Source organism: Armatimonadota bacterium, assembly GCA_031459715.1.
GTDB classification, from domain to species: domain Bacteria; phylum Sysuimicrobiota; class Sysuimicrobiia; order Sysuimicrobiales; family Humicultoraceae; genus Humicultor; species Humicultor tengchongensis.
The window spans coordinates 1-25,256 of the sequence record JAVKIA010000012.1 but is presented as its reverse complement, the minus strand read 5'-3'; the positions used below and the strand labels follow the sequence as shown (position 1 = coordinate 25,256).

Annotated in this window: 31 protein-coding genes; 6 read left to right on the top strand and 25 right to left on the bottom strand. The window is 68.3% G+C overall.

Going from position 1 to position 25,256, the window contains the following annotated elements:
* Nucleotides 1-65: 65 nt before the first annotated feature.
* The 22 genes from QN152_06450 to QN152_06345 form a co-directional block, all read right to left on the bottom strand.
* The gene (locus QN152_06450) at nucleotides 66-1,328 is read right to left on the bottom strand and encodes an amino acid ABC transporter substrate-binding protein (protein ID MDR7539161.1); all 1,263 of its coding nucleotides are present in this window, start codon (nucleotides 1,326-1,328) and stop codon (nucleotides 66-68) included.
* A gap of 540 nt (nucleotides 1,329-1,868) precedes the next feature.
* Entirely contained in the window at nucleotides 1,869-4,235 is a 2,367-nt protein-coding gene (locus QN152_06445) for a xanthine dehydrogenase family protein molybdopterin-binding subunit (protein MDR7539160.1), read from the bottom strand.
* Complete coding sequence (locus QN152_06440; GenBank protein MDR7539159.1) at nucleotides 4,232-5,227, bottom strand: Gfo/Idh/MocA family oxidoreductase; 996 nt, start codon at nucleotides 5,225-5,227, stop codon at nucleotides 4,232-4,234. The genes QN152_06445 and QN152_06440 overlap by 4 nt, the downstream gene beginning before the upstream one ends.
* A gap of 59 nt (nucleotides 5,228-5,286) precedes the next feature.
* Nucleotides 5,287-6,363, bottom strand: coding sequence for an alpha/beta fold hydrolase (locus QN152_06435; protein MDR7539158.1), 1,077 nt, complete (start codon nucleotides 6,361-6,363; stop codon nucleotides 5,287-5,289).
* A 14-nt stretch (nucleotides 6,364-6,377) separates the two neighbouring features.
* On the bottom strand, nucleotides 6,378-7,721 hold the full coding sequence (locus QN152_06430; GenBank protein ID MDR7539157.1) for a Xaa-Pro peptidase family protein: 1,344 nt from the start codon (nucleotides 7,719-7,721) through the stop codon (nucleotides 6,378-6,380).
* Nucleotides 7,722-7,734: 13 nt separating this feature from the next.
* Nucleotides 7,735-8,754: an alpha-ketoacid dehydrogenase subunit beta gene (locus QN152_06425; GenBank protein MDR7539156.1), complete on the bottom strand. Its 1,020-nt coding sequence runs from the start codon at nucleotides 8,752-8,754 to the stop codon at nucleotides 7,735-7,737.
* Nucleotides 8,747-9,715 carry a thiamine pyrophosphate-dependent dehydrogenase E1 component subunit alpha gene (locus tag QN152_06420; protein ID MDR7539155.1) on the bottom strand — a complete coding sequence of 323 codons (969 nt, stop codon included), beginning with the start codon at nucleotides 9,713-9,715 and terminating at the stop codon, nucleotides 8,747-8,749. Before QN152_06420 ends, QN152_06425 begins: the two co-directional genes overlap by 8 nt.
* On the bottom strand, nucleotides 9,715-10,617 hold the full coding sequence (locus tag QN152_06415) for an NAD(P)-dependent oxidoreductase (GenBank protein MDR7539154.1): 903 nt from the start codon (nucleotides 10,615-10,617) through the stop codon (nucleotides 9,715-9,717). Before QN152_06415 ends, QN152_06420 begins: the two co-directional genes overlap by 1 nt.
* A gap of 52 nt (nucleotides 10,618-10,669) precedes the next feature.
* Entirely contained in the window at nucleotides 10,670-11,149 is a 480-nt protein-coding gene (locus tag QN152_06410; GenBank protein MDR7539153.1) for a cupin domain-containing protein, read from the bottom strand.
* A 25-nt stretch (nucleotides 11,150-11,174) separates the two neighbouring features.
* Nucleotides 11,175-13,073: a TRAP transporter fused permease subunit gene (locus QN152_06405; protein ID MDR7539152.1), complete on the bottom strand. Its 1,899-nt coding sequence runs from the start codon at nucleotides 13,071-13,073 to the stop codon at nucleotides 11,175-11,177.
* A gap of 27 nt (nucleotides 13,074-13,100) precedes the next feature.
* Complete coding sequence (locus QN152_06400) at nucleotides 13,101-14,102, bottom strand: TAXI family TRAP transporter solute-binding subunit (protein ID MDR7539151.1); 1,002 nt, start codon at nucleotides 14,100-14,102, stop codon at nucleotides 13,101-13,103.
* Nucleotides 14,099-14,884 (bottom strand): FadR/GntR family transcriptional regulator, encoded by a 786-nt coding sequence (locus QN152_06395; GenBank protein MDR7539150.1) that lies wholly within the window; start codon nucleotides 14,882-14,884, stop codon nucleotides 14,099-14,101. The genes QN152_06400 and QN152_06395 overlap by 4 nt, the downstream gene beginning before the upstream one ends.
* A gap of 271 nt (nucleotides 14,885-15,155) precedes the next feature.
* Complete coding sequence (locus QN152_06390) at nucleotides 15,156-15,362, bottom strand: cold-shock protein (GenBank protein ID MDR7539149.1); 207 nt, start codon at nucleotides 15,360-15,362, stop codon at nucleotides 15,156-15,158.
* Nucleotides 15,363-15,498: 136 nt separating this feature from the next.
* Nucleotides 15,499-16,296, bottom strand: coding sequence for a hypothetical protein (locus QN152_06385; GenBank protein ID MDR7539148.1), 798 nt, complete (start codon nucleotides 16,294-16,296; stop codon nucleotides 15,499-15,501).
* 548 nt (nucleotides 16,297-16,844) lie between these two features.
* Nucleotides 16,845-17,405: an OsmC family protein gene (locus tag QN152_06380; protein MDR7539147.1), complete on the bottom strand. Its 561-nt coding sequence runs from the start codon at nucleotides 17,403-17,405 to the stop codon at nucleotides 16,845-16,847.
* 91 nt (nucleotides 17,406-17,496) lie between these two features.
* On the bottom strand, nucleotides 17,497-18,090 hold the full coding sequence (locus QN152_06375) for a hypothetical protein (GenBank protein MDR7539146.1): 594 nt from the start codon (nucleotides 18,088-18,090) through the stop codon (nucleotides 17,497-17,499).
* Between the two features lie 38 nt (nucleotides 18,091-18,128).
* Nucleotides 18,129-18,488 carry a cupin domain-containing protein gene (locus QN152_06370; protein ID MDR7539145.1) on the bottom strand — a complete coding sequence of 120 codons (360 nt, stop codon included), beginning with the start codon at nucleotides 18,486-18,488 and terminating at the stop codon, nucleotides 18,129-18,131.
* Between the two features lie 44 nt (nucleotides 18,489-18,532).
* Nucleotides 18,533-18,868, bottom strand: coding sequence for a cupin domain-containing protein (locus QN152_06365; GenBank protein ID MDR7539144.1), 336 nt, complete (start codon nucleotides 18,866-18,868; stop codon nucleotides 18,533-18,535).
* A gap of 44 nt (nucleotides 18,869-18,912) precedes the next feature.
* Complete coding sequence (locus QN152_06360; GenBank protein ID MDR7539143.1) at nucleotides 18,913-19,074, bottom strand: hypothetical protein; 162 nt, start codon at nucleotides 19,072-19,074, stop codon at nucleotides 18,913-18,915.
* Nucleotides 19,075-19,131: 57 nt separating this feature from the next.
* Nucleotides 19,132-19,737 (bottom strand): methyltransferase domain-containing protein, encoded by a 606-nt coding sequence (locus QN152_06355; GenBank protein ID MDR7539142.1) that lies wholly within the window; start codon nucleotides 19,735-19,737, stop codon nucleotides 19,132-19,134.
* A complete protein-coding gene (locus tag QN152_06350) occupies nucleotides 19,730-19,972 on the bottom strand; it encodes a zf-HC2 domain-containing protein (GenBank protein ID MDR7539141.1) in 243 nt (80 codons plus the stop codon). Before QN152_06350 ends, QN152_06355 begins: the two co-directional genes overlap by 8 nt.
* Complete coding sequence (locus QN152_06345; GenBank protein MDR7539140.1) at nucleotides 19,969-20,538, bottom strand: sigma-70 family RNA polymerase sigma factor; 570 nt, start codon at nucleotides 20,536-20,538, stop codon at nucleotides 19,969-19,971. Before QN152_06345 ends, QN152_06350 begins: the two co-directional genes overlap by 4 nt.
* Nucleotides 20,539-20,816: 278 nt before the next feature.
* On the opposite strand from QN152_06345, the gene QN152_06340 reads away from it, so the two are divergent.
* The 3 genes from QN152_06340 (at nucleotide 20,817) to QN152_06330 (ending at nucleotide 21,940) form a co-directional block, all read left to right on the top strand.
* On the top strand, nucleotides 20,817-21,017 hold the full coding sequence (locus tag QN152_06340) for a Franean1_4349 family RiPP (GenBank protein MDR7539139.1): 201 nt from the start codon (nucleotides 20,817-20,819) through the stop codon (nucleotides 21,015-21,017).
* 96 nt (nucleotides 21,018-21,113) lie between these two features.
* Complete coding sequence (locus QN152_06335) at nucleotides 21,114-21,332, top strand: hypothetical protein (protein MDR7539138.1); 219 nt, start codon at nucleotides 21,114-21,116, stop codon at nucleotides 21,330-21,332.
* Complete coding sequence (locus QN152_06330) at nucleotides 21,329-21,940, top strand: hypothetical protein (GenBank protein MDR7539137.1); 612 nt, start codon at nucleotides 21,329-21,331, stop codon at nucleotides 21,938-21,940. The genes QN152_06335 and QN152_06330 overlap by 4 nt, the downstream gene beginning before the upstream one ends.
* Before the next feature lie 7 nt (nucleotides 21,941-21,947).
* Here QN152_06330 and QN152_06325 read toward each other — a convergent pair whose 3' ends face one another.
* Both QN152_06325 and QN152_06320 read right to left on the bottom strand, forming a co-directional pair.
* On the bottom strand, nucleotides 21,948-22,127 hold the full coding sequence (locus QN152_06325) for a bacterial transcriptional activator domain-containing protein (protein ID MDR7539136.1): 180 nt from the start codon (nucleotides 22,125-22,127) through the stop codon (nucleotides 21,948-21,950).
* On the bottom strand, nucleotides 22,085-22,354 hold the full coding sequence (locus tag QN152_06320) for a hypothetical protein (protein ID MDR7539135.1): 270 nt from the start codon (nucleotides 22,352-22,354) through the stop codon (nucleotides 22,085-22,087). Before QN152_06320 ends, QN152_06325 begins: the two co-directional genes overlap by 43 nt.
* Before the next feature lie 237 nt (nucleotides 22,355-22,591).
* Here QN152_06320 and QN152_06315 point away from each other — a divergent pair, with 237 nt between their 5' ends.
* The 3 genes from QN152_06315 (at nucleotide 22,592) to QN152_06305 (ending at nucleotide 24,861) form a co-directional block, all read left to right on the top strand.
* Nucleotides 22,592-22,951 (top strand): DUF4870 domain-containing protein, encoded by a 360-nt coding sequence (locus tag QN152_06315; GenBank protein MDR7539134.1) that lies wholly within the window; start codon nucleotides 22,592-22,594, stop codon nucleotides 22,949-22,951.
* A 46-nt stretch (nucleotides 22,952-22,997) separates the two neighbouring features.
* A complete protein-coding gene (locus QN152_06310; GenBank protein ID MDR7539133.1) occupies nucleotides 22,998-23,432 on the top strand; it encodes a hypothetical protein in 435 nt (144 codons plus the stop codon).
* Nucleotides 23,433-23,520: 88 nt separating this feature from the next.
* A complete protein-coding gene (locus QN152_06305) occupies nucleotides 23,521-24,861 on the top strand; it encodes a hypothetical protein (GenBank protein MDR7539132.1) in 1,341 nt (446 codons plus the stop codon).
* Between the two features lie 99 nt (nucleotides 24,862-24,960).
* Here QN152_06305 and QN152_06300 read toward each other — a convergent pair.
* On the bottom strand, nucleotides 24,961-25,256 hold a 296-nt coding region (locus QN152_06300; GenBank protein ID MDR7539131.1), incomplete at its 5' end, for a transposase.

Below are 25,256 nucleotides of genomic sequence, written 5' to 3'. Positions count from 1 at the left end.
GGCAGGAGTTTCTGGACATGCTGTCGGGCGGCCGGGGACGGGGTCGCCGTCCCCGGCCTCCTCAGTTAGCGCTTGTCCCAGGGGGGCGTGGGGTACTTGGGGGCCTTCAGGCGCAGCTTGCCCGGGCCGACCTCCACGGTCACCCCGCCCTGGTACTGCAGGGCGATGGGCTGCAGCCCCGCGTTGTCGTGGTAGTAGTCCCCCGAGGTGGCGAACCTGATCGGCCCGTAGAAGGTCATCAGGTCCAGCCGCTCCAGGGCGCCGATCAGCGCGTCCTTCTGCGCCTGCGTCAGCGGCGGCGCAGCGTTGATGGCCCGCAGCGCCTCCTGGAAGGCGATGCCTGCTGCGGTGGAGGCCGCCTCGGTGTAGTCCGGATCGCTGCCGAAGCGGGCCTTGAACGCAGCGGCGTACTCCCGCGGTGTCTTAAAGAGGATCTTCGCCTGGTAGTTCAGGTTGGGGGTCCACACCGAGGTGCCGAAGACATACTCGGCGTCCTTGCCCAGCCCCTTGCGGAAGTCGGGGGTGGTCATCCCGTAGTGCTGCACGAAGGCCTTGGGGTTGAACTTCAGCTCCTTGGCCGCCTTGATCATTTCAATGGCCGCCTTCTCGTGGGAGCCCATGGCGAAGATGTCCGGGTTCAGCGCCTTGGCCGCACTCACCGCCGGCGTGTAGTCGCTACCCTCCGGCACGATGTCGAAGCGCAGCACCTTGATGCCAAACCTCTGGGCGGCGGTGCGGAACGCCTCGGCGGCGAACTTGGAGAAGGCGTCGTCGATCCCCAGGATGGCCAGGGTCTGCGGCTTGGGCGTCACGTCCTGCGCCAGGGTCTGGATGGATGCCTGGGCGATGATGGTCACCGTGGGGATGGTCCCGAAGGTGTACTTGAACTTTCCCTTCCAGATGAGCGGGGACTCTGCCGACCCGGTGATGTGGGGGACGCGGTACTTCTCGGTGATGGGTGCCAGGGCCAGGGTTGTGCCGCTGGCGTAAGGGCCCAGGATGAAGTCCACCTTCTCCTGGGTGATCAGCCGCTCTCCGGCCACGGCGGCGGTGGCCGGCGTGCTCTGGTCGTCGGCGTAGATCAGCCTGACCTTGTAGCGCTTGCCCCCGATCAGGATGCCGCCGGCCTTGTTCAGGGTGTCCGCCCACAGGTCGTAGCCGCGCTTGGTCACGTTGCCCCCGAAGGCCAGCTCGCCGGACAGGGAGGTGACGACACCCACCTTGTACTCGGCCGATTGCTGCGCCGCCACCAGTCCGGCGGCTCCGACCGTCACCAGAGCCAGGACACCGACAAACCAGCAGATAGCCCACCAACGCACCGGCTTCATGGTTCCGCCTCCTCACCTCCTTGAGGACTCATTGCCGCCCGCCCGCGGGCGCACTCTCACCCCCCTTCCTCCAAGCCTACCTTCCATTCCACAGGCTCCGCCCCGGCGCCGTCCATCGGGCGGCGAGGGTATCGTCCCCGGCAAGTAGGCATGAGCGGCCCCGCCTCCGGGCCGGATGGCAGACGGCTGAGCGCGAGGGCGGTCACCGCAGGAGGTAAATCCACAACGCCGTAGGCCCGTGCACCCCCGCACCGGCGTCATCTCGATGTCCGCGGTGCGGCTGGGCCCGCAGACTAACGTCAGCGCCGACGGCAAGGGGATGGCCCGCGCCAGGACATCCGCCAGGGTGAGCAGGGTTCTGTCGACAGGCAGGACGGCGACATGAAGTGGTGGCAGCAGCCCGTGGCCGCCCATCCAAGGGGGATCGGCCGCCGCGGCAGGGGGTTGATGCCGGCACCGCGGATGCGGTGCCACCGTCCCTCGAACGTGACCAATTCCTGCGTCCACAGCAGGCGCAGCGCCGTCACCTGCTCATCCATGTCAGATCCCTGAGGGCGACGCGCTTGAGACTGGCGCGTCAGACCCTGGGGTCTGCGCGTCCCTGATTGCTCTCCACACCTTCTCTGGTGTAAGGGGCAGATCCAGGTGGCGCACACCCAGCGGCTGCAGGGCGTCCATCACTGCGTTGGCCACGGCGGCGGGGGTGCCGATCGCCCCCGCTTCGCCGATCCCCTTAGCGCCCAGGGGGTTAAAGGGAGAGGGGGTTTCCTGAAACTCGCCGGCGATGGGTGGGACGTCCGGAGCCCGCAGGAGCCCATAGTCCAGGAACGTGGCCGAAAGGAGCTGTCCGCTCTCATCGTATACCACCTGCTCCCGCAGCGCCTGCCCCAGTCCCTGTACCGCGGCCCCGGTGATCTGCCCTTCCGCCAGCAGCGGATTGATCACCCGGCCGGGATCGTCCACCGCCACAATCTGCCGCACCTGCACCAGGCCGGTCTGGGTATCGACTTCCACCACGGCGACGCAGGCGCCGTAGGGGAACACAGGGCCTGGCAGGGTGAACTCGCCGGAAGCCTCAAGCCCGGGATCTAGCCCAGCCGGTAACCGATCCGGACGGTACGCCGCGGCGGCGACCTCGGCAAAGGTCACGGCGCGACCGGGAGAGCCGCGGACGGAGAAGGCCCCGTCGGCCCAGACGATGTCCTGTGGCGCCGCCTCCAGCAGGTGGGCGGCGATGCGGGCGGCCCGCTCCCGGAGGCGCTGGACGGCCACGAAGACGGCCGATCCCCCCACCGTCACCGAGCGGCTGGCGAAGGTCCCGCCGCCGTGGGGCAGGTGGGCGGAGTCGCCCTGCCGCACCGCGACCGCACTCGGGTCGACGCCTAGCAGATCGGCGACGATCTGGGCGAAGGCAGTCTGGTGCCCCTGCCCGTGGGCGGTGGACCCCGGGTGGACCACGACGTGCCCGTCGGGCCTCACAGCGATGCGGGCGTGCTCGGCCAGGGCGTCACCGGCACGCTCTACGTACATGGCCACGCCAATCCCTAGGAGGCGCCCCTCCTCCCTGGCGCGGCGCTGCTCCTCACGGCGGTGGGCATAGCCGGCCAGAACGCAGACCCGATCCAGCGCCCCCCGGTAGTCGCCGGAGTCGTAGGTGTAGCCGAGCCCGTTCGGATAGGGGAAGCGATGCGGTGGGATAAGGTTGCGCCGCCGCAGCTCCACCGGATCCATGCAGAGCTGCTGCGCAGCCAGATCCACCATCCGTTCGATGATGAACGCTGCCTCCGGCCGGCCCGCACCCCGATAGGGCCCGGTGGGCACCTTCGTCGTGGCCACCCCCACCAGCTCCACCTCAACGTTGGGGATGGCGTATACTCCCGAAAGCAGCATGCACGCCGTCACCGGCGGCAGCGGCGTCAGCGGATGCAGGTAGGCGCCCAGGTCAGCCACCAGCCGCGCACGCAACCCCAGGAAGTGCCCCGCCGCACCCGCAGCCAGCTCGGCCTCGGCCTCCATCCCCCGCCCCTGGTACGCTGCGGCGAAGTCCTCCCGCCGACCTTCCACCCACTTGACGGGCCTTCCCCACCGGATCGCCAAGAACGCCGCCAGCGCCGCCTCCGGGGCGAGGGCGCCCTTGCTGCCGAAAGCCCCCCCGACGTCGGGAACGATGTAGCGGATGCGTTCCTCCGGACGGCCGAGGACGTGGCTGAGCTGGGAGCGCGGCCGGTAGGGATCCTGCGAGGACCCCCAGACGGTCAGCAGGTCGCGCCGGGGGTCGTAGGCGGCTACCGCGCCCCGCGGCTCAATGGGCGCGGCGGCCAGCCTGGGAAGGCGAAATGCTCCCCGCACCACGTGCGCCGCCGCACGGAATGCCCCGGCCACATCGCCGCTGCCGCCCTTCCACCGCAGGAGGACATTCCCCGGTGCCGCCTCGTGCAGCAGGACGCCTCCCTCCAGCGCCGAGTGCGGGTCGGGCAGCGGCGGCAGTGGATCGTACTCCACGACGAGGGCGTCCACGGCGTCTGCGGCCGCCTCCCTGCTCTCCGCCAGCACGGCAGCTATTGGCTCGCCGACATAGCGCACTCGCTGGCGCGCCAGGAGGGGGTGTGACACCGGGGCGGCAGAGGCGCCCGCAGGAGTGATAACCGGCAGGGGATGGACCTGCCCCTCCAGGTCCGCCGCCGTGACCACGGCCAGGACTCCGGGGAGGCGGCGCGCCGCCGCAGCCTCCACCCCCTGCAGGCTGGCGTGGGCCACGGGGCTGCGCAGCAGGGTCATATACAGCATCCCCGGCAGGGCCAAGTCGTCGACGTACCTGGCCAGTCCCTGGAGGAAACGGCGGTCCTCCCGCCGCCGCAGGGGCAGACCGATCCAGGACTCTCCTGCACTCGGCCCGCGGCTTGTCATCCAGTCACCGCCACCGCCGCGCCGAGCTCGTGTGACCGCACGGCAGCCACGATGACCTGCAGCGCTGCCAGCGCCTCTGCCGCGCCGGTCTCTGGCTGAGCCGCACCGCGGACGCAGCGGGCGAATTCCTCCAGCTCCTCCACCAGTGGGTCACGCGGGGTGAACGTTACCGGCACCAGCCCTGCCTCTGTCCGCAGGGTAAGGGCGGTGGCGGGGTCCAGCTTCTGCACGTCCGGCCAGACGGCCATCTCCGTCTGGTAGTCCAGCACTGCAGCCGTCCCGTAGAGCCGCAACGAGTAGGTCTTAGGGGAGACGTAGCTGCTGGTCAGTGTTCCCTGTGTGCCTGCGGCGAACTCCAGCGCGGCCACGCCTACATCGTCGATCTCAGCGGCGGTGGCCAGGCGGGCGAACGACCCGCGCACCCGCACCACGGGGCCCAGCAGGTACTGCAGGGTGTCGGCGTGATGGATCCCCAGCTGCATCAGCGGACCCCCGGGACAGGTGCGGCGGTGTGCCCGCCACTGGTCGGGGCTGAGCACGCCGGGCAGGGAGAAGTTCGCCTCGGCCAGCACCACCCTCCCCAGCACACCTTCATCCAGCAGAGCCTTCACCCGGCGCGCTGCTCCCAGGCGCCGCATCTGGTGTCCCACAAACAGCGTCACCCCCGCGGCACGGCATGCTGCCGCCATCTCCCGGCCCTCGGTCAGGGTGTCGGCGATGGGCTTCTCCACAAAGACATGCCGCCGGCGTTCCGCACAGGCCAGAGCCTGCTCCCTGTGCACGTAGTTGGGCGTGACCAGCAGTACCCCTTCCACCTGAGGGTGATCCACGGCCGCCTCAAACGAGGGGGCAACCTCGCAGCGAAATTCGGCGGCAAAGGCCCGCCGCCGGGCCTCGTCCCGGCCGTAGCAGCACACCAGGTGCAACGCGGGAGTCCGCCGCAGGGCGGCAGCCAGCCGGCGGCCCCACATTCCGGTCCCTATTAGGGCCACCCCCACAGGATCCTCCGCGGGCATTGTCATCCTGCAGCCATCACCGGCTCCCCATCTCCTCAGGCCAGAGCCGATCCCACATCGGCAAGCTTTTCCCACATCCAGTCGGCCACCAGCGGCCGGTACTTGTAGGCGATGTTGTTGCAGACATGGCCACCCTCGGGGTAAAGCACCAGCTCGGCACGAGGCGCCGCCGCGGCCATGCGCTCGGCCTGCTGCCAGGGAATCAGGCGGTCGAGCCTCCCGGCGACCACGAGCAGCGGCTGGCGCAGGCGGGGCAGGACGTCGCTCAGGTCCAGGCGGGCAGCCCGGCGCCGCGCCTCCTCCTCATCAGCGGCGCCGGAGTAGTGTCTGAAGGCCTCGCGGGTCAGGACCGGCAGCCCTTCCCAGCACTCCCCAAAATTGCAGGGCCCGCTGATGGAGGCCACCGCGCGCAGGCGCGATTCGAAGGCGGCGGCTCGGGGGGCATAGTAGCCGCCCAGGCTCACCCCCACGGCGCCGACGCGCTCTAGAGCCAGATCCCTGCGCCGGGATAGCGCGTCCAGAGCGGCAGCCACAGCCACCTCATAGTCCGGACGGATCGTGGTGGCAAACCCGCTCTCCCCCTGCCCTGGCCCGTCCAGGGATAACGTGGCCATACCCCGGACTAGAAAGACGTTCTCCCAATGGAAGAACTCCTCTTTGCAGGAGTCCAGGCCGGGGAGCAGCAGGACCAGCGGCGGAGTGGCCGCTGACGGCGGACGCCGCAGGTTTGCCACCAGCGCCGCGCCGGGAAAGGGGATTTCCACCCTCTCCGCCGCGGGGTCCAGGTGACGGTGGGCGGCGCGGAGGTGGGCCACGGCCTGCCTGGCGGCCCAGCGGTGGCGCTCCAGGTCCACCAGCCAGACGAAGCGGGCGAAGTGGAAACACAGGGCCGCCCGCAGGTGCGCCTCGCCCGCGCTGATCCTGTGGCCCTTCTCCTCCGCCTCGCGGGCGAGCCCCGCGTGCACCTCCGCGGTGCCTGTCCAGGCGTCCAGCCACTGCTCCCACCGCTCCACCCGGGAGGTGGTACGGACGAAGTCGTTGTAGTCAACCCCCTGGGCCAGGAAGCGTGCAGCCCAGTGGGCCACGGCTGCCTGCACGCGCTCGTCGGGCACTGCGGTCCAGGCCCTCAGGCGGGCGCCTGGCTCCCTTCCAGCCGGCTGCCAGCCACTACCGCCTCCAGGGGCGCCTGCTCCCGGTTGAGCTGCGACTGCGTCTCCCGGGTGGCGGGCAGCGGTCCCGCCGCAGTGTAGTAGCGCGTGCCGGCCACCAGGAGCGTCTCCGCAGGAAACCGCGTGATCACCTCGGCGCCGTCCCGGGTGACCACAAGCTGCTCTTCGATGCGGGCGGCGGACCAGCCGTCGGTGGCCGGCCAGAAGGTCTCCAGGGCGAAGACCATGTTCTCCTCGATCACCTCAGGGTGGTCGAAGGAGGAGAGGCGGCTGAAGATCGGTCGCTCCCAGATGGACAGACCTACACCGTGGCCGTACTGGAGGGCAAAGGCGGCCTCCTCGCTGGGGAAGCCGAACTCCTCCGCCCTGGGCCAGACCCGCACCACGTCAGCGGTGGTCACCCCGGGGCGGATCAGACTGATGGCCGCGTCCAGGTAGTCCCGGCAGCGGCGGTAGGCGTCCACCATGGCCGGGGAGGCGCTGCCCACAGCGATGGTGCGGTAGTAGCAGGTGCGGTAGCCGTTGAAGCTGTGCAGGATGTCGAAGTACGCCGGGTCGCCCGGCCGCAGCACCCGGTCGGTGTAGACGTGGGGGTGCGGGTTGCAGCGCTCCCCGCTGATGGCATTGACGCCCTCCACGTGCTCGGAGCCCAGGTCGTAGAGCACCTTGCTCACCAGGCCCACGCACTCGTTTTCCCGCATCCCCGGCCGCATGGCACGGTAGAGCTCCTCGTAGGCGGCGTCCACCATCATGCAGGCGGTGGTAAGCAGGGTGATCTCGTCCTGGGTCTTGATCTTGCGCACCTGCTGCATAAGCTGCTGGCCGTCCACCACTTTCAACCCCTCCGCCTGCAGGGCGAAGAGGACCGTCGGCTCCACCACATCCACCCCCAGCGGCTCGCGGTGCAGCGCCCGCACCTCCAGCTCCAGGCGGACCTTGCGGGCCACGTCCTGCGCCCGCTCCGGGTAGGCGCCGCGAAGGGTGGATATGCCGGCGCGGGAGCGCTCGCCCAGCCAGGGGCAGTAGAGCTGGTGGTGACGGGCCGCGGAGCCGAAGTCCCAAAGGATCGGCTCGTCATCCTGGGGTAGCAGCGTAAAGCGGACCAGCTTGTCCATGGCCCAGGTGCCGATGTGTGTGGCGGTGATGTAACGGATGTTGTTCATGTCGAAGCACAGCAGCGCTCCCAGCTCGGACCGCTTGAGGAAGGTCTTGACTCGGGCCAGCCGCTCCCGCCGCAGCCGGTCCATGTCCACGCGCTGCTCCCAGTCCACCGCCATCAGGCCATAGGTCTTGAGTCCCATCGTCTTCCCTCCCTCAGGTGGCCGCCACCAGCTCCCTGGCCACCGCCACTACCCGCTCCACAGTGGGCACCGTGAGGTCCTCCAGCACCGGGGAGAAGGGGATGGGCACGTGCATGGCGCCCATGCGCCGCACCGGCGCCTCCAGGTGGTAGAAGGCCCCCTCCGCGATGACCGCGGCCAGCTCCGCGGTCACCCCGTACTGCTCGTAGCCCTCGTCCAGCACCAGCGCGCGGCCGGTCTTGCGCGCCGAGGCCACCAGCGTCTCCCGGTCCAGGGGAACCGTCGTCCGCGGGTCGACCACCTCCACGCTGATCCCCTCCGCCGCCAGCGCCTCCGCCGCCGCCAGGGCCACCTGCACCATGCTGCTGGTGGCCACCATGGTGAGGTCAGTCCCCGGCCGCTTCACATCGGCCACGCCCAGCGGAATGGTGTACTCCTCCTCGGGGACCGGACCGCGCAGCGTGTACATCATCTTGTCCTCAAAGAAGATCACCGGATTGTCGTCTCGGATGGCGCTCTTCAGCAGCCCCTTGGCGTCATAGGGGGTGGAGGGCAGCGCCACCTTCAGGCCGGGAATGTGGCTCACCCAGGCGTGCAGGCTCTGGCTGTGCTGCGCCGCGGAGCGCCGCGTGGCCCCCAGCGTGGTGCGCACCACCAGGGGGACGCGCAGCTTCCCCCCGGACATGTAGTGCACCTTGGCCGCCTGGTTGGCGATCTGGTCCATGGCCAGGGTGATGAAGTCTCCGAACATGATGTCCACCACCGGCCGCATCCCCACTACGGCCGCCCCGGTGGCGATGCCGGTGATCCCGGCCTCGGAGATGGGGGAGTCGATCACCCGCTGCGGCCCGAACTCCTGCACCAGTCCGCTGAGGACCTTGAAGGGCGTGCCCGCCTCCGCCACGTCCTCACCGATGATGAAAACCCGCGGGTCGCGCCGCATCTCCTCGGCCAGGGCCTCGCGCACAGCCTGGGCAAAGGTGATCTCGCGCGCCGCGGAGGAGGCAGGCGGGATAGCGGCGGCGCTAGGCATAGACATGACGGGCCACCTCCTCCGCCTCAGGGTAGGGCGCATCGAGGGCGAAGGCCAGAGCCCCCTCCAGCTCGCGGCGCACCTCCTCCTCCATGCGTTCGAAGACGGAGCGCTCGGCCAGCCCCTGCGCGGTCAACCAGGAGGAGAGGAGCTGCAGGGGGTCGCGCTCTCTGCGCCAGCGTTCCTCCTCCTCCCTGCTGCGGTAGGAGCGGTCCACGTCGCCCACGTGATGGCCGAGGTAGCGGTAGGTGTGACAGAGGAGGAAGCCTGGCCCCTCCCCGGCGCGCGCCCGCTGCACTGCCGCGGTGGCCGCCGCATAGACGGCGCGCACGTCCTGTCCGTCCACCTCCTGGACGGGGATGCCGAAGGCAGCCGGCCGCGCGGCCGGCTCCCCGGCGGTGGTCTCGGTGTAGTGCGTGTACTCGGTGTACAGGTTGTTCTCGCAGACATAGATCACGGGGAGCCGCCACAGCGCCGCCATGTTCATGACCTCGTAGAGAATGCCCTGGCCCAGGGCACCCTCGCCGAAGAAGCATACCGCTACCTGGTCGCTGCCCCGCATCTTCGCCGCCAGGGCCGCGCCGGTGGCGATGCCGGTGCTGCCGGCGACGATGGCGTTGGCCCCCAGGTTGCCACTGTCGGGGTCAGCGATGTGCATGGATCCGCCCTTCCCCCGGCAGTACCCCGGGGCCTTGCCCAGCAGCTCGGCGAACATGCGGTCTGGCGCTGCCCCCTTGGCCAGGCAGTGCCCGTGGCCGCGGTGCGTGCTGGTGATGTAATCGTCGGGCCGCAGCGCCCGGCAGACGCCCACCGCCACCGCTTCCTGCCCGATGTAGAGGTGGGCCAGCCCTGGCATCTTCCCCCGGCGGTAGAGGTCGTGCACGCGCTCCTCGAAGAGACGGATGGCCAGCATCTCCCGGTACACCTGCAGCCACAGACCCACCTCCGTGAAGCCCGGCATCAGCCGCCTCCCCCGGCCAGCCGCGCGAGTACCTGGTGCAGCACGGCGAAGTCCTGCCGCTCCAGCCCCATTCCCCGGGCGGCGGTGAGCAGCTCGTTGGTCACCGCGGTGGTGGGCAGAGGGACGCCAAGGCGCCGGCCCTGCTCCAGCGCCAGAAGCGTGTCCTTTTGCATCATGGCCACGTCGAACCAGGCCTCCCCCGGCATATCCAGGACGAAGGGACCGCGGTAGAGGAGCATGGGAGAGGCGATCACGCTATTCAGCAGCACCTCGACGGCGGTGGCCCGGGGGATGCCGCCTTTCTCCGCCAGCAGCAGCCCCTCGCAAAACGCCAGCATCTGCACGGCCACGCTGAGGTTGGTGGCCAGTTTCATCAGCACCGCCTGCCCGTTGCTCCCCACGTAGGTGACCTTCGGGCCGATGGCCTGCAGGATGGGCCTGACCCGCTCGAAGACGGCGCGCTCCCCGCCCACCATGATGGAGAGCCGGCCCTGCTCCAGCGTGGATACGCTGCCCGAGACCGGGGCATCCAGCATCCGCGCCCCGCGGGCAGCTACCTGCGCCGCCAGTTCGGCGCTCACCGCCGGGCTGACCGTGCTCATGTCCACGTAGACCTTTCCCGGCCCTAACCCCGCCAGCACGCCCTCCTCTCCCTCGGTGACGGCTCGCAGCGCTACGGTGTCGCTGACCATGCTGATGGTGACTTCCGCCGCCCGGGCCACCGCCGCCGGGCTCTCCCCCCAGCGCATCCCCGCATCCAGCAGCTCCTGCGCCTTGGAGCGGGTGCGGTTGTAGCCGGTTACCGGGTAGCCGGCCGCCAGCAGGCGCCGCACCATCCGGCTGCCCATCACCCCCAGCCCGACAAAGCCTACGTGCTCCATCGCCCGCGATACGTACTGCATCGCCTGCGCTGGGCCACGGGAGGACCTGCCGGTGGTCCCGCCGGCACCGGCATCAACGGCCGGGATCCGGACGCCATGCGCACGCTTCCTCCAGGAAGACCGTCTCGTGCTGCCCGCGGGAGAAGTACTCCAGGAAGACGAGCGGGCTGTCGGGGTCCGCGTAGACCTTATGCACGTCCCCGGCGGCGATCCAGACCACGCTGCCCGCCCCCAGCCGGTGCTCCTGCTCGTTGATGACGATCCGGCCGCGCCCCTCCAGGACGAAGAAAAAGTGGTCGGTCTCCCGGTGGAAGTGCAGCGGTGAGGTGCCCCCGGGGGCGTAGGAAACCACATCCACCAGCAGCGAGGAGCCGGTGTTGGTGCTGTTCAGGAGGATCTTCTTCCGACGCAGATCGTGCTCCGAGGCCAGCTCAGGGATCTCGTCCAGGTTGAACACCTTGGAGCCGGCGCCCCGGCCTACCACACCCACCGCAGCCTCAAAGAGGCGGTGGTGCGGGACGGCGGTCGTGGCCTCGGTCTCAGGTTCCTTCATCGTCTTCCCTCCTCGTCCTCGCCCTTCAACCGCCCGACGCCGGCCGCCCTGCCGCCTGCGTCCGACCCGGCGCTGCAGCCCCGCCCGCCCGCCGCCGGTTCAGCAGGAAGACTCCGGCAAACAGCGCCAGCGCCGCCGCCCACGCCTCCGGTCGGGAGAGGTAGGCCAGGACGGTGGCTGCCGCCAGCGCCAGCCACTCCAGGAGCGTGGTGCGCACCACCAGGTAGGCTGTGCTCACCGTGGAGAAGAGCATCGTCCCCAGCGCGGCCGCGATCACCGCCGCGGTATTCTCCCAGGCCGATCCTGTGAGCAGGAGGTGGCTGTAGGCGAACAGGATGGGCATGACGTAGATGATCTTGGCGAAGCGGAAGCAGTTCCACCCCGCCCGCATGGGATCGGCCCCAGCAATGGCCGCCGCGGCGAACGGCCCCAGCGCCACCGGCGGAGTGATGTTGGAGTCCAGACTGAGCCAGAAGACGATCATGTGGGCCACCAGCAGGGATACTCCCAGCTCCCGCAAGACCGGTACGGCGATGACGGCGACAATCAGGTAGGTGGCAGTGATAGGCAGAGCCAGTCCCAGGATTAGCGTGGAGAGTGCGACCAGCAATAGCGTCAGCCACAGCTTTCCACCCGCCAGCGTCACCACAATATAGGAAAAGCGGATGCCGATGCCGGTGAGCGCCAGCACCCCTATGAGAATACCCACGGCCCCGGTGAGCGCGGCCACGAAGAGGGAGGAGCGGGCGCCATCGACCAGCGCCTCCCAGATCGCCCGCGGCCCCATACGCGTCTCCTGCCTCACCCAGCTCACGGCCACAGCGGTGAGGATGGCGTAAACGGCCGAGCGCTCAGGGGGCAACCCCCAGACCAGCAGCGCCACCAGGACGCCGATCGGAAGAAAGAGGTACCAGCCGCGGCGCAGGGTCTGCCTCAGGCTGGGAACCTCCCCGGCGGCCATCCCCCGCAGCCCCAGCTTGCGCGATTCCAGGTAGACCATGAGGCCAACGGAGAGGAAGTACAGGATGCCGGGGATGGCGGCGATCTTCACGATGTGCGCGTAGGGGGCGGCCGTCATCTCCGCCATGATGAACGCTCCGGCCCCCATCACCGGCGGCAGGACCATCCCCCCCGTGGAGGCGGCTCCCTCCACTGCTGCGGCGATGTGCGGAGGGAAGCCCGTTCGCTTCATGAGCGGGATGGTGATGCTCCCCGTGGTCACCGTGTTGGCCACCGGGCTCCCGTTGATGGTGCCGAAGAAGGCGCTGGCCAGGACCGCCGCCTGCGCTGGCCCGCCGGCGATCCGCCCGAACAGCGCCAGCGACAGGTCGATAAAGAACCTGCCCACGCCGGCCCGCTGCAGGAAAGCGCCGAAGACCACGAAGGGGATGATGAAACTGGCCAGCACCTCCGCCATGATCCCGAAGACGCCGTCGGAGGTCAGGTAGACGTACTCGATGACCCGGCGCAGGGTGAACCCCCGGTGTCCCACAATCGGGGGCAGGTACTGGCCGAAGAGGGCGTAGGCGACGGGAAGGATGGCCACCAGAGCCATGGACCATCCCAGCACCCGCCGCGCCGCCTCGATGGCCACCAGCGTCACCACCACGCCCATCCAGACATCCACCGCGGTGTAAGCGCCAGCCCGGTAGGCCATGGCTTCGTGCTCCAGGACCCAATAGCCCACGCCGACGATGGCACCTGCGGCCAGCAGCAGGTCCACAGGTGAGGGGGCATCCTCGCGGGCGCGCCGCCAGCCGCGGTAGAGAAGCATGGGGGCCACCAGACTGTAGAGCACGGCAATCCCCCGGTAGTACTGCAATGAGGCGACGCCGTACCAGGCCAGCCAGAGGTAATAGAGGGAGACGCCACCCAGCATGAGCTGGGCGGCCAGATCCCACCCCCGCGCCAGGGTGCGCGTCATCTCACAGCGCGCCGCAGAGGTGCGGCATTACCGCGCCCGGATGGCGTCCGGAATCTCCAGCCCCACCGAGCGCCAGTGGGCCTCCGCGCCCGGGTGCAGGGGGATGGTAATGCCCTGCAGCGCCCGCCGGGGGCGCATATCCGCGGCCGCGGCGTGCACCCGCAGCATGTGCTCGTGGCCCTGCAGGCTGTAGGCGGTGGCCACCAGCTTCTGAATCAGGGCGGCCGGCACGTCTACCTGGGAGATCCACAGCAGGGGGATCCCCACCGTGGGCACCGCCTCCGTCATCCCGGGATAGCCTCCGGGTGGGAAGTCGTAGCGAGAGAAGTAGGGATACTGGCGGAAGAACCCCGCCGCTGCCGCCGGGGTGTAGACGTCGATCATCCGGATCGGTTTCGCCGCCGATGCCTCGATGGTTCCCCGGTCGGGGAACGGGCCGGTGAAGAAGAAGGCGTCGGCCCGCCCGTCCTGCAGTGCCGCGGCGGCCGCGGCTCCCAGCAGCGGGATGCGCGTGATCCGGTCCCAGATCCCGATGGTCCGGAAGACCCGCTCGGCGCTGGCGAAGGTGCCCGACCCCGGGGTCCCCACGGCCACCCGCTTGCCGGCCAGGTCGGCAGCCGTAAGGATACCGCTGTCCCGGTAGGTGACCACGTGGGCCGCGCCGACGAAGACCAAGCCCAGCGCCCGCAGGTTGGTGTGCCGGGTGCCGCGAAAGATCTCCAGCCCGTAGTAGGACTCGTGGACGTCGGAGGAGAAGGCCAGGCCCATCTCCGCGTCCTTGGCCTGCAGCCGCCGCACGTTCTCGGTAGATCCTCCCGTCGCCGCCACCGAGACATCTACGTCCGCCACTGCCCGGTTGATGTAGGTGGCGATGCCGGTGGCGAAGATACCAAACACCCCTGCCGGCGGACCACCCAGGATGGTCACCCGCGTCTTCGCCGCCGCCCCCAGCGCCGGCCCCTGCAGCGCGGCCAGCACCAGCGCCAGCAGAGCCATGCTGGCTGCGCAGCGACTGTACACCGTGCTCATTGCCCCACCTCCTGATCCTCGGGGCCCACGGCCCGCGTGCTGTCGTGCCCTCCGTCCAGGATCGTGCGGATGTCACCTTCCACCCGCATCAGGTGCTCGCGCATCCGCTGGCGGGCCCCCTCGGCATCCCCCGCGCGGATGGCCTCCAGAATCTGGCGGTGCTGCAGAATCGACCGCTGCGGGCTGCCCGGAATGTGGTAGATGGAGGCCAGGGCCTGCTGCAGCGGCGTGCGCACGGCGTCCATCATCCGTTCGGCGATGCGGTTCCCCGTGGCCGCGGCTACGGTGAGGTGGAACCGCAGGTCTGCGGTGATGTAGCGCTCCTGCGAGGTCAGCCCGGCCGCCATCTCCTGGATGGCCTCGGCCATGGCCTGGAGGTGCTCGGGTGTCCGGCGCCTGGCGGCCAACCCGGCGAGCTCCACTTCCAGGATCTTGCGCACTTCGAAGAGCTCCCGCAGGTTGGTCTCCTCGAGGGCAAGGAGCAGGTCCAGAGAGGTATTGAGCGGGTTGCCGTAATCGGCAACAACGAAGACGCCCTTGCCGGCGGAGGTGATCAGCCCCTTGGATTCCAGGATGCGCAGGGCCTCCCGCACCGAGGAGCGGCCTACCCGGAAGGACTGAGTGAGGACGCGCTCGGTGGGCAGGGGGTCGCCGGGGCGCAGGCGGCGCTCACGAATCTGCGCCAGGAGGCGGCGAGCGATCTGCTCGTACAGCCGCTGACGCTCGACGGGGCTGATGGCGAGCGCATCGGCCGCAGGCAGTCTCTTCCGGGGCAAAGGCATGGCAGATTGTCCGGCAGTCAGACATTCTCTTTCCCCCGACGAACTCCTGCAGACGAAGCTGCCGCTACGGGGGGGGAAATCTCCCGGGAGGGAATGGCCTGATGTCCTTGCCACAGCCTGCTATCAAGACGCGGGTGATCCTGAGGTCGGCGACGGGGTAGTCCCCATGCAGCTGTAGCCCATATCACCGTTGACCATAGTGACTGAGCCCGGGAGTCTCCCGGGCTCAGTCTTCCCCTGAAATGCCTTGGAGACCGGCAGCCCTCAGGGGCTAGCCGATCGGTCGGACGCTGGAGGCCTGCGGGCCCTTCTGCCCCTGCGTGGGGGTGTACTCCACCTTCTGTCCCTCGGTGAGGGACCTGTACCCTTCACCTTCGATGCTGGTGTAGTGCACGAACAGGTCCTTGCTGCCGTCATCGGGGGTGATGAAGCCGTATCCCTTCTCGCTGTTGAACCACTTGACGGTCCCGGTCGCCATCTTCCTACCACCTTCTCCTGCAGACTCTCATAGACCACGAGAGCTTCTGCGATGCCGCTCCAGTGTCTCACAAATGGCCCGCGGGCACAACAACGACTGCGCACGGCGGGCAGCCGAGCCCGAGGACGGGACGGACTCAGTCCAGGGCCAGCAGGCCGTGGCGGTTGAGGACCACCGGCCGCGGTTCCCCGGCCAGAGCGGGGCCGGCAACCGCCATCAGGCCCATCTCCGGCGGGACGTCATCAGAAACCTGCAGCCCGTTTGTGTCGATGTGCAGGCGAAATCCCTGGAAAGCGAAGACCAGCGGGGTGGGACCCGTGAAGGTGATCTTCAACCGTTCGTCGCTGTTGACCTTCACGCCCACCTCGGCCAGCTTGCGCCGCTGCGCCGTGAAGTCCACCTCCAGCCGGCGTTGCTCCTCGTCCAGGGCAACGATGCCGAAAGAGGTCGACTTGAGGACGCGCGTAATCACCACCACCTCGCCATCGCCGATGAAGTAGTCGTCGACGACGGGGTTGGTGTAATCCAGGGCGGGGCGCCGGCCGAGCCAGCGTCGCAGGTCAATCAGGTCCACCGCGTCGGAGCGGACGTCCTCGTAGGAGAACTCTATCTTGCGCGCCCGTGCGAACGCTCCTTCCAGAGCCACGGTTATGGGGGCCAGGGCAGCCAGGAAGTTCAGCAGGAGGCGCAAGGCCACCCCCACATCCAGGGCGTCCGTGTGGCGGCCGCTGAGTTGCGCCACCCGCTCGTCACGCGTGGTCAGCGGTGGGACGGTGTCGCCCACAACCAGTCGGGTCAGGGAGCCCAGTTGCCGGGCGCGCCCTCCGGGCAGGCGCCCCACAAGGTCCAGCGGGGCAATGCGCTCCCGCGGCAGCAGCAGAGTGGTGTAGCCCAGGCTGCGCAGGAAGTCGACGGAGCTCTCCCGGCAGGCCATACTCTTGCGGTGAGGATAGGCGGAGAGGGTGCCATTCTCCTCCCTCCACCAACCTACCCTTTTCTTGCTCCCTGCCTTCCGCGCAGCCGGGCGGTCGCCCCAGCCAACCAAGCGACTCCGAAAGCTGGAAAGTGGTCAATCCGGTTCCCCCGGGCGGGATCTGGCGGAACGGGCCGGGCGTCCCCCCGCCGAGAAATCCGTGCCGGGGATGCTCAGCGTGTAGCCTTCGGTCTGTCCGGTCTGCACTCCGGCCGGACCCAGGTTGCAGTAGATGGTCAGCACGGCCCCGCGAAAGACTGCCGAAGATGGACGAATCTGCTGTATGTCGATCACGAACTCACCGACACCCGGCGCCGCACCGCCGTAGGTGCCGACCTCCCGGTAGATCGTGAGCAGCCTCGCCTTCCATAGTACCCGACGCCACGAGAGGGAACGGCGGGCTGGCGGCCGGCTGAAATGTGAAATTTGGCCAGCTCAACAGAGTCGGGGCAGCTTGAGCTTGGGGCCAGGGAGATCCCCGGCACCTCCGGGGATCTCCCTGGCGATCCTCAGTCCTCCAGCGCCACACTCACCGGGACCGGGTTGCGGATGATGTCCAGCACTGGCGAGGTCTTCTGGACGTACTCGCACAGCTCCAGGACCTTCTTCCGCGGAGCGTCGGCCTTGACCCGGTAGGTCACGCGGATGTTCTGGAAACCCGCCCGCGTGGTCTCGGAGAGCCCCAGGAAGCCCTGCAGGTCCAGGTCCCCCTCCAGGTTGAACTGCAGGCTCTCCACCTTGATCCCCTGGGCGGCGGCGTTGTAGACGAACCCCACCGCCAGGCAGGAGGCCAGGGCGTGGAGGACCGCCTCCACGGCGTTGGGCGCGGTGTTGCTCCCCAGCAGCACCGGCGGCTCGTCCCCCTCCAGGACGAAGGGCCTGGCGCGGGAGGTGTCCTCCTGCCCGGCCCCGTAGAACCCCTGGATGCGGGTCCGGGACCGGCCGCCGTCCACCCAGTCGCTGGTAGCCCGGAAGGTGAACCGTGCCAGGGTGGGCGTGGACTTGATGGCGTTGACGGTCGCCACCAGTTGCTCCACGTTGACCCCGTTCAGAATGGTCTGCGTGGCCATGCTCATCCCTCCTTAAGACTGCGTCTGGCGCCAGGCGTCCCTGGCCCGCAAGCGGCAGCGTCCCACCGCCTGCGACCTCGAGGTCATGAGCCTACCCGGGCCGCGCCGGTTCTCCCTCCGGCGCGGCTACCACCGCCAACAGATCCTCCTGCTCCAGGAAGAAGGGGTCGGTCTGTACCCCCAGCGCCTCGTAGATCCGGCTGCGGCAGGCGCGCAGGTTCGCCCACACCGCGACATCCAGGATCGCCCCGTCGTCCAGTCCGCTCTCGCGCAACCGGACGATGTGCTCCTCGGTGGGGTGGCCCGTCGCCGCCGCCACGGCGTAGTCGAGGATGGCCACCGCGCGCGGGCTGAGCCCGGCGCTGCGGTAGTCCCGCAGGACCGCCCGCACCCGATCCAGCCCGCCGAGGTCGCGCTCCACGTCCACGGCATACACCAGGACGCAGTAGGTCGACCGCAGCCGTTCTGCCACCACCAGGCTGATCAGCCGCCGCTCCTGTGGGGTTAGTGCGGAGGCTCCCTTGACGGCGGCGGTGAAGGTGTCGAAGGCGACCGCCACGTCCGGCCGGAGGGAGAGCGCCCCGGTGGACTCCATCACGAAACCCAGTCGGGCCAGGTCAGCTTCGTACACCCTGCGCAGCGCGCCGGCCGCTTCGTCCTCGTCCAGGGTCTTGATCCAGGTCACGGTAGCCTCCTGTCACGCGCCACGGCCCCAGATCTCCTTCAGGACCCGGCGGGCCGGACGGCGTCGGCCAGTTCGATGAGCACGTTGGGCTCGTTGCCCACGACCCAGGCATCGTGTCCCGGGTCCATGATGGCCACGTCGCCGGGGCCAAATTCCATCTCCGTGCCATCCTGCATCCGGATGCGCTGACGACCCGACAGGAAGATCTTTACATGAAACCGCTGGCAGAGCTCCCCGCCCACGACGGGCCTGACGTGCTCTGACCACTTCCAGCCCGGTTCGAGCGTCTCCCGGTAGAAGGTCAGCCCACCGACGGTGACGACGTCGATCCGTCCCTTCTGGAATGGCCGCCGTGTCTCGTCGGGAGTATCAAAACTCTTGCCTGCGATCTGCGCCACGCCCACACCTCCCATGCGGAACCTCACTCAGAACTATGTGTGGCTCAGTGCGGGATCTCGATCCACACCAGGGGCTCGGTTCCCGCATTCCACCCATCATGGCCGGGAGGTATGGCCACCACATCGCCTGGGCCAAAGCTAACTTCCTTTCCATCGTTCATCCGAGCATGACCCTTCCCTGAAATGATGTACATGAGGTGGTCCTTCTGGCAGCTTTCAGTTCCCACCACAGGTTTCAGGTGTTTCGACCATTGCCAGCCAGGCTCGACCATTATTCGCTGGATCTTCAGCCCCCCGACATTCACAGCTTCAATCCTGGCCTTTTCAGGCGTCTGCCTTTCCTCTGGCTGGTTCAGACTCTTCTTCTCGACTGCTGCCATCCCGTTCCCCTCCTTCCGGGCACCTGGAACTGGCATTCCTTCTCTCAAGGCTTCCACGCGGAGTAGATCACCGACCGGGCCACCGTTGCCTGCCGTTCCGGTGGGATGAGCCGGCGCATCAGCGCAATCAATTCCGGGGTGAACAGCGGATACTGCTCGCACTCATCCACGCCAAACGGAAGCTCCTCTCCCCGTCGAATCCCCACGAACCCGACCTTCTGCAGCTTGCTGACGAAGACACGCTCCGCCAGGGCTCCGGACAGTCACCCCGCCCAGGCGGCGGCGCTGGTCAGGATCTCCGGAGGGAGGTCCTCGTCCACCAGGATGTCCGCCACGACCATACGCCCGCCCGAGCGCAGAATGCGGAAGACCTCGGCGAATGCCCGCGACTTGCGTGGAGAGAGGTTGAGCACCCCGTTGCTGATGACGACGTCCACGCTCTCCCCCGGCAGGGGAATCGCCTCCATCTCTCCGAGCAGCCACTCCACGTTACGCAAGCCGCCGGCGGCGGCATTGCGCGCAGCCACCTCCAGCATCTCCGGCAGCATGTCCAGGCCGATGGCTTTACCCTGGGGCGCCACGGCATGCGCGGCCAGGATGGTGTCGATGCCCCCACCGCAGCCCAGGTCCAGCACAGTCTCCCCTGGCCGCAGCCCGGCGGCGCGCACGGGATTGCCCACGCCCAGTGCCTGCTCGATGGCCCCGCGCGGCAACAGGGTCAGCTGGTCTGAATCGTAGAGCCGCTCGGCGACGGTGGTCGGCGCCCCGATCACTGCCCGGTAGGCGTCGCGAACCGAGGCCTTGATCGCCTGCTGGCCCAGCAGGTCATCGCTGGCCGGCAGAACCGGATGCACGGTCTGGTCACTCATGGCTGCCCTCCAGCTCTCTGAGGAAGGTATCGAGCTTCGCCCGTGCCGCGGGGGGAATCTCCACCGCGCCAGCAGTCCGCCTGAGCAGACCCCGGATCTGCCTGGCGAACTCCAGCTCGCCGCAACAATGCCGGCACAGCCCCAGGTGGGCTTCCAGCTCCTGTTCCTCCACCCGGTCCAGGTTGCGATCCAGATAGGACCAGAGTCGGGCCACAGCCTCTTTGCACTTGATCACGTGCGCGCCTCCTGGGGAGAGACAAGCAGCCTGTTGCGGATCGCGTAGTCCCACAGCTCACGTTCCAGTTGCTTGCGCCCCAGGTGCAGCCGGGCCAGGACTGTGCCCAGCGGGGCACCGGTAATCTCGGCAATCTCCCGCGCCTTGTAGCCATACACGTAAGCGAGGATCAGAGCGGTGCGGTGGGAGGGATGAACGCGCTGCAGGACCTCGATCACCTTCACATCGTCGAACAGCTCCAGGAAATCCAGGTGGACCCGGTCGGAGTAGGGGAAGGGATCTTCCTCCACGATGGTGTCGAAGAGATCGAAGTCCTCGTCGACGCTGACCGTGTCCTGTCCCCGGGTGTCGCGCAGGCGGTCGTAGAAGGCAGTGGTCAGCACCCGGGTCAGCCACAGCCGGGGCTGTTGCCGGTTTCGCAGCCCGGCGAAACCACGAAACGCCCTGAGCAGAGCGTCCTGCACCAGGTCCTCCGCAGCCGCCTGATTCCCCGTCAGCCGCACTCCGAGGGCGTACAGGTACTCGAGATGAGGCCGTACGACCTCCTCGAACCCCTTCCTTGGCAACTCCGCTGGCTCCGGCACCCCTTGCCCCCTTGGGACGTCTCCTACTTTAGACGCCCCCGGACGTCCAAATTATTGCGGCTTTCGTAGTCAATGGCCACCCCCCTCGACGCCGGCGAGGCCGGAGGGCGCTATGGCTGCACGACTCTCCTCCTGTCCAGGTCTTGTTCAGGTACCTCTGGTAGCGTCCTTTCCGGAGACTGACGGTAGGGGAGTGCCACAATGACCGATCAGACGGGCCGCAGAGACCGGGGCCGCGGCGGCGGGCGGGCCTGGGGTGCATGAGCCGCCAGGCTCTGGAAGAGGTCCTGGCGCGGGCCTTGGAGGACGACAGCTTCCGGGAGCGGCTCCTGGCTGCCCCCGAGGAGGCGCTGCACGGCTACGACCTTTCCGTGGAAGAACTGCAGGCGCTCATCGCCGGAGACCTGCGCAGCGTGCTGCTTGCCATGGGCCGGGAAGAAGGGTCCGGCCATGGGACGTGATGCGGGCCAGCGGGGGCATTCCCTGCGCTGATCAGATTGTCGGGCCCCTCGCCTTCCGCTACCGTAAAAACAGAAACGGGTGCGCGGGACAAGCCTATGAGCGAGCTACACGGCCTGATCCGAGCGACTTGGCGAGAGGCAATGGCTGTGCGTGCGGCACGGCCGCGGGGCATCCGTCGCCGGCCGCGGGATCCGGATGAAGCGCTGGCGCTGCGCGAGCTCTCTCTACGCATCGGGCGCCGTGCGTTTGCAACCCGACTGGTCAAGCAGGCGCCGCGCGTCTACCGCCTCATCCCTTCAGCTGGCGGCCGATGACTGAGGATTCCACGGTCGAACAGGCCCGTGCGGACCTGGCCGCGCTGAAGGACCTGGCCAATCCGCTGGAAGTCCAGCTCCGCACCGCCGCCGTCATCGCCAGAGTTCTGGGCAGGACCGGAGACTCAGTCGTGGTGGTGGGGGGCTCGGCAGTCTCGTTCTATACGGGGGGCGCGTACCTTTCCCGCGACGTGGATCTGGTGACTACGGCGCCTGTCGGCCGCATCAGGGATATTCTGCCCCGGCTGGGATTTGAGCGCCGCAACGGAGCGTGGGTTCACGCCGAAACGGACGTGGTGGTAGACTTCCCGGCTCCTCCACTGGCGGGGGACCCCGGACGGACCACTCGGGTTGACACCGAGGAAGGATCGGTCCACATCATCGGCATTGAAGACCTGCTCGTCGACCGACTGAACGCCGTGGTGCACTGGAACGACACCGAGGCCCGCGAGTGGTGCATCGCCATCCTGGCCCTCCACCGGGACCTGGACTCAGCCTACCTACAGGCGCGGGCCGAAACCGAGGGGATCGCCGCAGAACTCCGAGAGGTTAGTGCCGAGGCTGCCGCTCTGCGGGGACCCAAGCCGCCGGAGCACACAGGGTCGTGATAGTCCGTTAGACAGCCAGGCGCTGCGCCAGCCGCACCGTCTCCTCGCTTGGAGTCAGGCCGAGCTCGCGTTCCAGCGCCTGGGTGAAGCGCTGAAACAGCCGCAGGGCCCGACCGCCCTCCCCTGCCACAACCAGGGTGCGCATCAGCGCCTGGACTGCGGGTTCCGCGAATGGATAGGCCTCCAGGGCACGCTCGAGCGCCGCCCGGGCGTCAGCTGCTTCTGCGCCAGGCGCTGCTCGCCGTACCGTGTGGCCGCCTCCACGAGGCGCTCCCGGTAGGTGTCGCGGGCGAGGAAGCACCACTCGGCCAGCGGGAGGTCCGCCAGCTGAGCCAGGAGGGTTGTCTTGCCGTACCCGCTGTCAGCGACGACAAGGGTCACCCGCCGGGAGAGGGCGCTCTGCAGGGTAGACACGAGGCGCGGCCGGAGGAGTGCCTGCGGCGGCACAGGAAACGGCCCGAAGAGGCCTGACGGCCGGCTCGCTGATCTCTGTACGGCCCTCATCGCGATTTTCCGCGTTTTCTATCACCCTCCCTAGATCTCCTGTGCGATCCATCGTCCAGGTTTTGTTCAGGTCGACCCACTACCCTGGCCACAGCGACGGGACGCGGCCAGCCCCCGGCTGCCATCGGAGCACGAGGAGGAGGAGCGATGCAGGACACCGGCACTAATGAAAATCGCCTTCTGGCGGCGCTGGGCTATCCCATCGGCATCATTGCGCTAGTGGTGCTGCTCACTGATATGAAGCACCAGCCTTACTTGCGCTACCACTCGGTGCAGGCGCTGGGGTTCATTGCCACCGGTATCGCCGTCATGTTCGGCTGGTCCCTCGTGCTCACGATCCTGGGCACCGCGATGCCATTTCTTCTGCCACTGGTCTTCCTCACTCCAGTCCTGGTGCTGGGCTGGATCGCCTTGACCCTGCTGTATGCCTACCGCGCCTACCAGGGGCAGCGCTTTCAGATCCCCGTGGTCAGCCGGCTGACGTCGCGCTATACGGCGGGGGCATAGCGCTGGGAGATCCCCGGCGCATCATCTAAAGGAGGTGAGTGTGACAGTGAACGGCTCCAGGATCATACTGCTGGCGGCGCTGCTTCTGCTGGCAGCCGGGGGCGGTCCCCGGTCTGAGGCCTCGTCTCCGGGGGATGCCCGGATCAGCGCCATCACCTTCACCGATAGGACGGAGAACGGGCGCCCTGTGGGCGCGGCGAAGACGTTTGCCGCCGGGACGCGGCGCATCTATGCGGTCTTCCACTTCGAGGCCCTCGACGGCCAGGAGGTCCTGGAAGGGCGCTGGATCTCTGGCTCCCAGGAGGTGATGAAACAGGCGACAAGGCTCGCGGAGGTCTTCAACGGGCCTGTTCCGAAAAGCGGGCGACTGTGGTTCTGGATCCAGTGGGACGGCGGTGCGCGGCCCGGGAAGTACCGGTTCGAGCTACGGATCAACGGGCGCTTCGCCCGCGAGGGGACGTTCGAGGTCAAAGAGCAGTGATCCGGTCGGTCTGGTGCGCCGCATAGACTGAGGCCGCCCCGCCCGATCAAAGCGTCGACGAGACGAGGAGCACACTATGGGAGTCAAAGTGACGCGGACCGTAGTGCTGGTGGTAGCGGGTATCCTTGCCGCCGGCTGCGCGGGCGGAAGCGCCCAGTCCGGACCGCGCTTCGTGTCCGTGCTCCTTGCGGACAGCCGGGAGAGCAAGACCGAGAAGACCGTCTTCACGCCGGACACCTCACGCATCTATGTCCTCTTCAGGTTGGCCGGCGTGCCCGCCGGGACCGTGATCAAGTCCGTGTGGGTCGCGGAGAAGACCGGGGTCTTCGAACCAAACACGACCCTCGACCAGGCCACGATGACCATGGGCGGCGCGCAGACCAGCGGGAGCTTCTGGTACTCCCGCCCCACCAACGGGTGGCCTCTGGGGGAGTACCGGGTTGATCTGTACATCGGCGAGCGACAGGCGGAGACGCGTCGCTTCCGGATCGAGGCGCGGGCGTCCTCACCCCCCACTCCTGCGGTCCCCTTTGCTTCGAAGGGCTGGGCGTTCGAGAACGGGGTGTATGTTAACCAGCGCCGCGGGCTCCGGATCGCAGTACCCGCGGGCTGGAAGATCGGCGACGAGGCGCGGTTCAGCGAGCGTATCCTGTGGGTCATGGGCAGGCTGGACCCCGCGGATCGGGAGCGGCTGGGGGTGAGCATCGCCCATGCGGCCATCGGCCAGGCAAGCGCTGAAGAGTTCTTCAACGACGACCTGCAGGGCTTCCGACAGGCCACCTACCAGGAGGGCGGGCAGACCAAACCGTTGTTCACCGTTCTGGAAACCGGCAAGATCGGTGCGGACAATGGGGTCCACTACATCCGAAACACGGACCAGAGCCGGGGCCTCAACCTCTACTCGGCACGCAACGGCTTTGGCTACATCGTCGTGTTCAAATGGGCCGCCGACGCCACCGCCGAGGAACTGGCTGAACTGCAGTCCGTCGCCCGCTCCGCCGGCTACGGAGACCTCCCCTTCGCCTCGGCCGGCCCGGGAGGGCCGGCCGCGTCAACATCCCCAGCGCCAGCCACCCCGGTGGGAGGGGCACGCATCGACCCCATCGTGTTTGCCACAGATGTACACAACGGCCAGCCCGTGGGAGCGGCCAGCGCCTTCCCCGCCGGGACACGCCGGATCTACGCCTACTTCCGGTACCTGGGACTGCAGCCGGAGGACCGCCTCGAGGGCACGTGGTACAAGGACGGGCAGGAGCTCATGAAGCGGTCGGCGACGGTTTCGGAGGCTGTGGGGGACAACCCACCGCCCGCGGGGACGCTCTGGTTCTGGGCGGGATGGGAGCAGGGCGCGCCGACCGGATCATATCGCTTCGAGCTGCGCCTCAACGGCAGCCCGGTACGCGAGGGAACATTTCAGGTTACGCCCTAACCTGCTCACCGACCAGGCGCCCGGCGATATGCAGGGTTTCGCGGCCGGGCGCCAGGCTCGGATCGCGCTAGAGGGTCTCGGTGAATGTTCAAACTGCACCTAATGTCCTGAGTTAGAGATTCGTTGACAAAATCTTCCCACCGTCGTCAAGATCTGGTCTGCCGTTTTCGTCCACACGAAGGGCTTGGGGTGTGCGTTGGAGATGGCCAGGTATCGCTTGATCGCCTCTTCGAGTTCCCGCGTACTCCGGTGCACACCCCGTCGGAGCTGCTTTTCGGTCAGGGCGGCGAACCACCGCTCCACCAGATTGAGCCAGGAAGCCCCCGTGGGGGTGAAGTGCAGGTGGTACCGAGGGCGCTTGGCCAGCCAGCGGCGAATCGCCGGGGCTTTGTGCG

Coding starts and splice junctions, on each gene's coding strand:
- QN152_06450 (MDR7539161.1), bottom strand. CDS start 1,328: ATGAAGCCGGTGCGTTGGTGGGCTATCTGCTGGTTTGTCGGTGTCCTG.
- QN152_06445 (MDR7539160.1), bottom strand. CDS start 4,235: ATGACAAGCCGCGGGCCGAGTGCAGGAGAGTCCTGGATCGGTCTGCCC.
- QN152_06430 (MDR7539157.1), bottom strand. CDS start 7,721: ATGGGACTCAAGACCTATGGCCTGATGGCGGTGGACTGGGAGCAGCGC.
- QN152_06425 (MDR7539156.1), bottom strand. CDS start 8,754: ATGCCTAGCGCCGCCGCTATCCCGCCTGCCTCCTCCGCGGCGCGCGAG.
- QN152_06420 (MDR7539155.1), bottom strand. CDS start 9,715: ATGCCGGGCTTCACGGAGGTGGGTCTGTGGCTGCAGGTGTACCGGGAG.
- QN152_06415 (MDR7539154.1), bottom strand. CDS start 10,617: ATGCAGTACGTATCGCGGGCGATGGAGCACGTAGGCTTTGTCGGGCTG.
- QN152_06410 (MDR7539153.1), bottom strand. CDS start 11,149: ATGAAGGAACCTGAGACCGAGGCCACGACCGCCGTCCCGCACCACCGC.
- QN152_06405 (MDR7539152.1), bottom strand. CDS start 13,073: ATGACGCGCACCCTGGCGCGGGGGTGGGATCTGGCCGCCCAGCTCATG.
- QN152_06400 (MDR7539151.1), bottom strand. CDS start 14,102: ATGAGCACGGTGTACAGTCGCTGCGCAGCCAGCATGGCTCTGCTGGCG.
- QN152_06395 (MDR7539150.1), bottom strand. CDS start 14,884: ATGCCTTTGCCCCGGAAGAGACTGCCTGCGGCCGATGCGCTCGCCATC.
- QN152_06390 (MDR7539149.1), bottom strand. CDS start 15,362: ATGGCGACCGGGACCGTCAAGTGGTTCAACAGCGAGAAGGGATACGGC.
- QN152_06385 (MDR7539148.1), bottom strand. CDS start 16,296: ATGGCCTGCCGGGAGAGCTCCGTCGACTTCCTGCGCAGCCTGGGCTAC.
- QN152_06380 (MDR7539147.1), bottom strand. CDS start 17,405: ATGGCCACGCAGACCATTCTGAACGGGGTCAACGTGGAGCAACTGGTG.
- QN152_06365 (MDR7539144.1), bottom strand. CDS start 18,868: ATGGCAGCAGTCGAGAAGAAGAGTCTGAACCAGCCAGAGGAAAGGCAG.
- QN152_06355 (MDR7539142.1), bottom strand. CDS start 19,737: ATGAGTGACCAGACCGTGCATCCGGTTCTGCCGGCCAGCGATGACCTG.
- QN152_06340 (MDR7539139.1), top strand. CDS start 20,817: ATGAGCCGCCAGGCTCTGGAAGAGGTCCTGGCGCGGGCCTTGGAGGAC.
- QN152_06335 (MDR7539138.1), top strand. CDS start 21,114: ATGAGCGAGCTACACGGCCTGATCCGAGCGACTTGGCGAGAGGCAATG.
- QN152_06330 (MDR7539137.1), top strand. CDS start 21,329: ATGACTGAGGATTCCACGGTCGAACAGGCCCGTGCGGACCTGGCCGCG.
- QN152_06315 (MDR7539134.1), top strand. CDS start 22,592: ATGCAGGACACCGGCACTAATGAAAATCGCCTTCTGGCGGCGCTGGGC.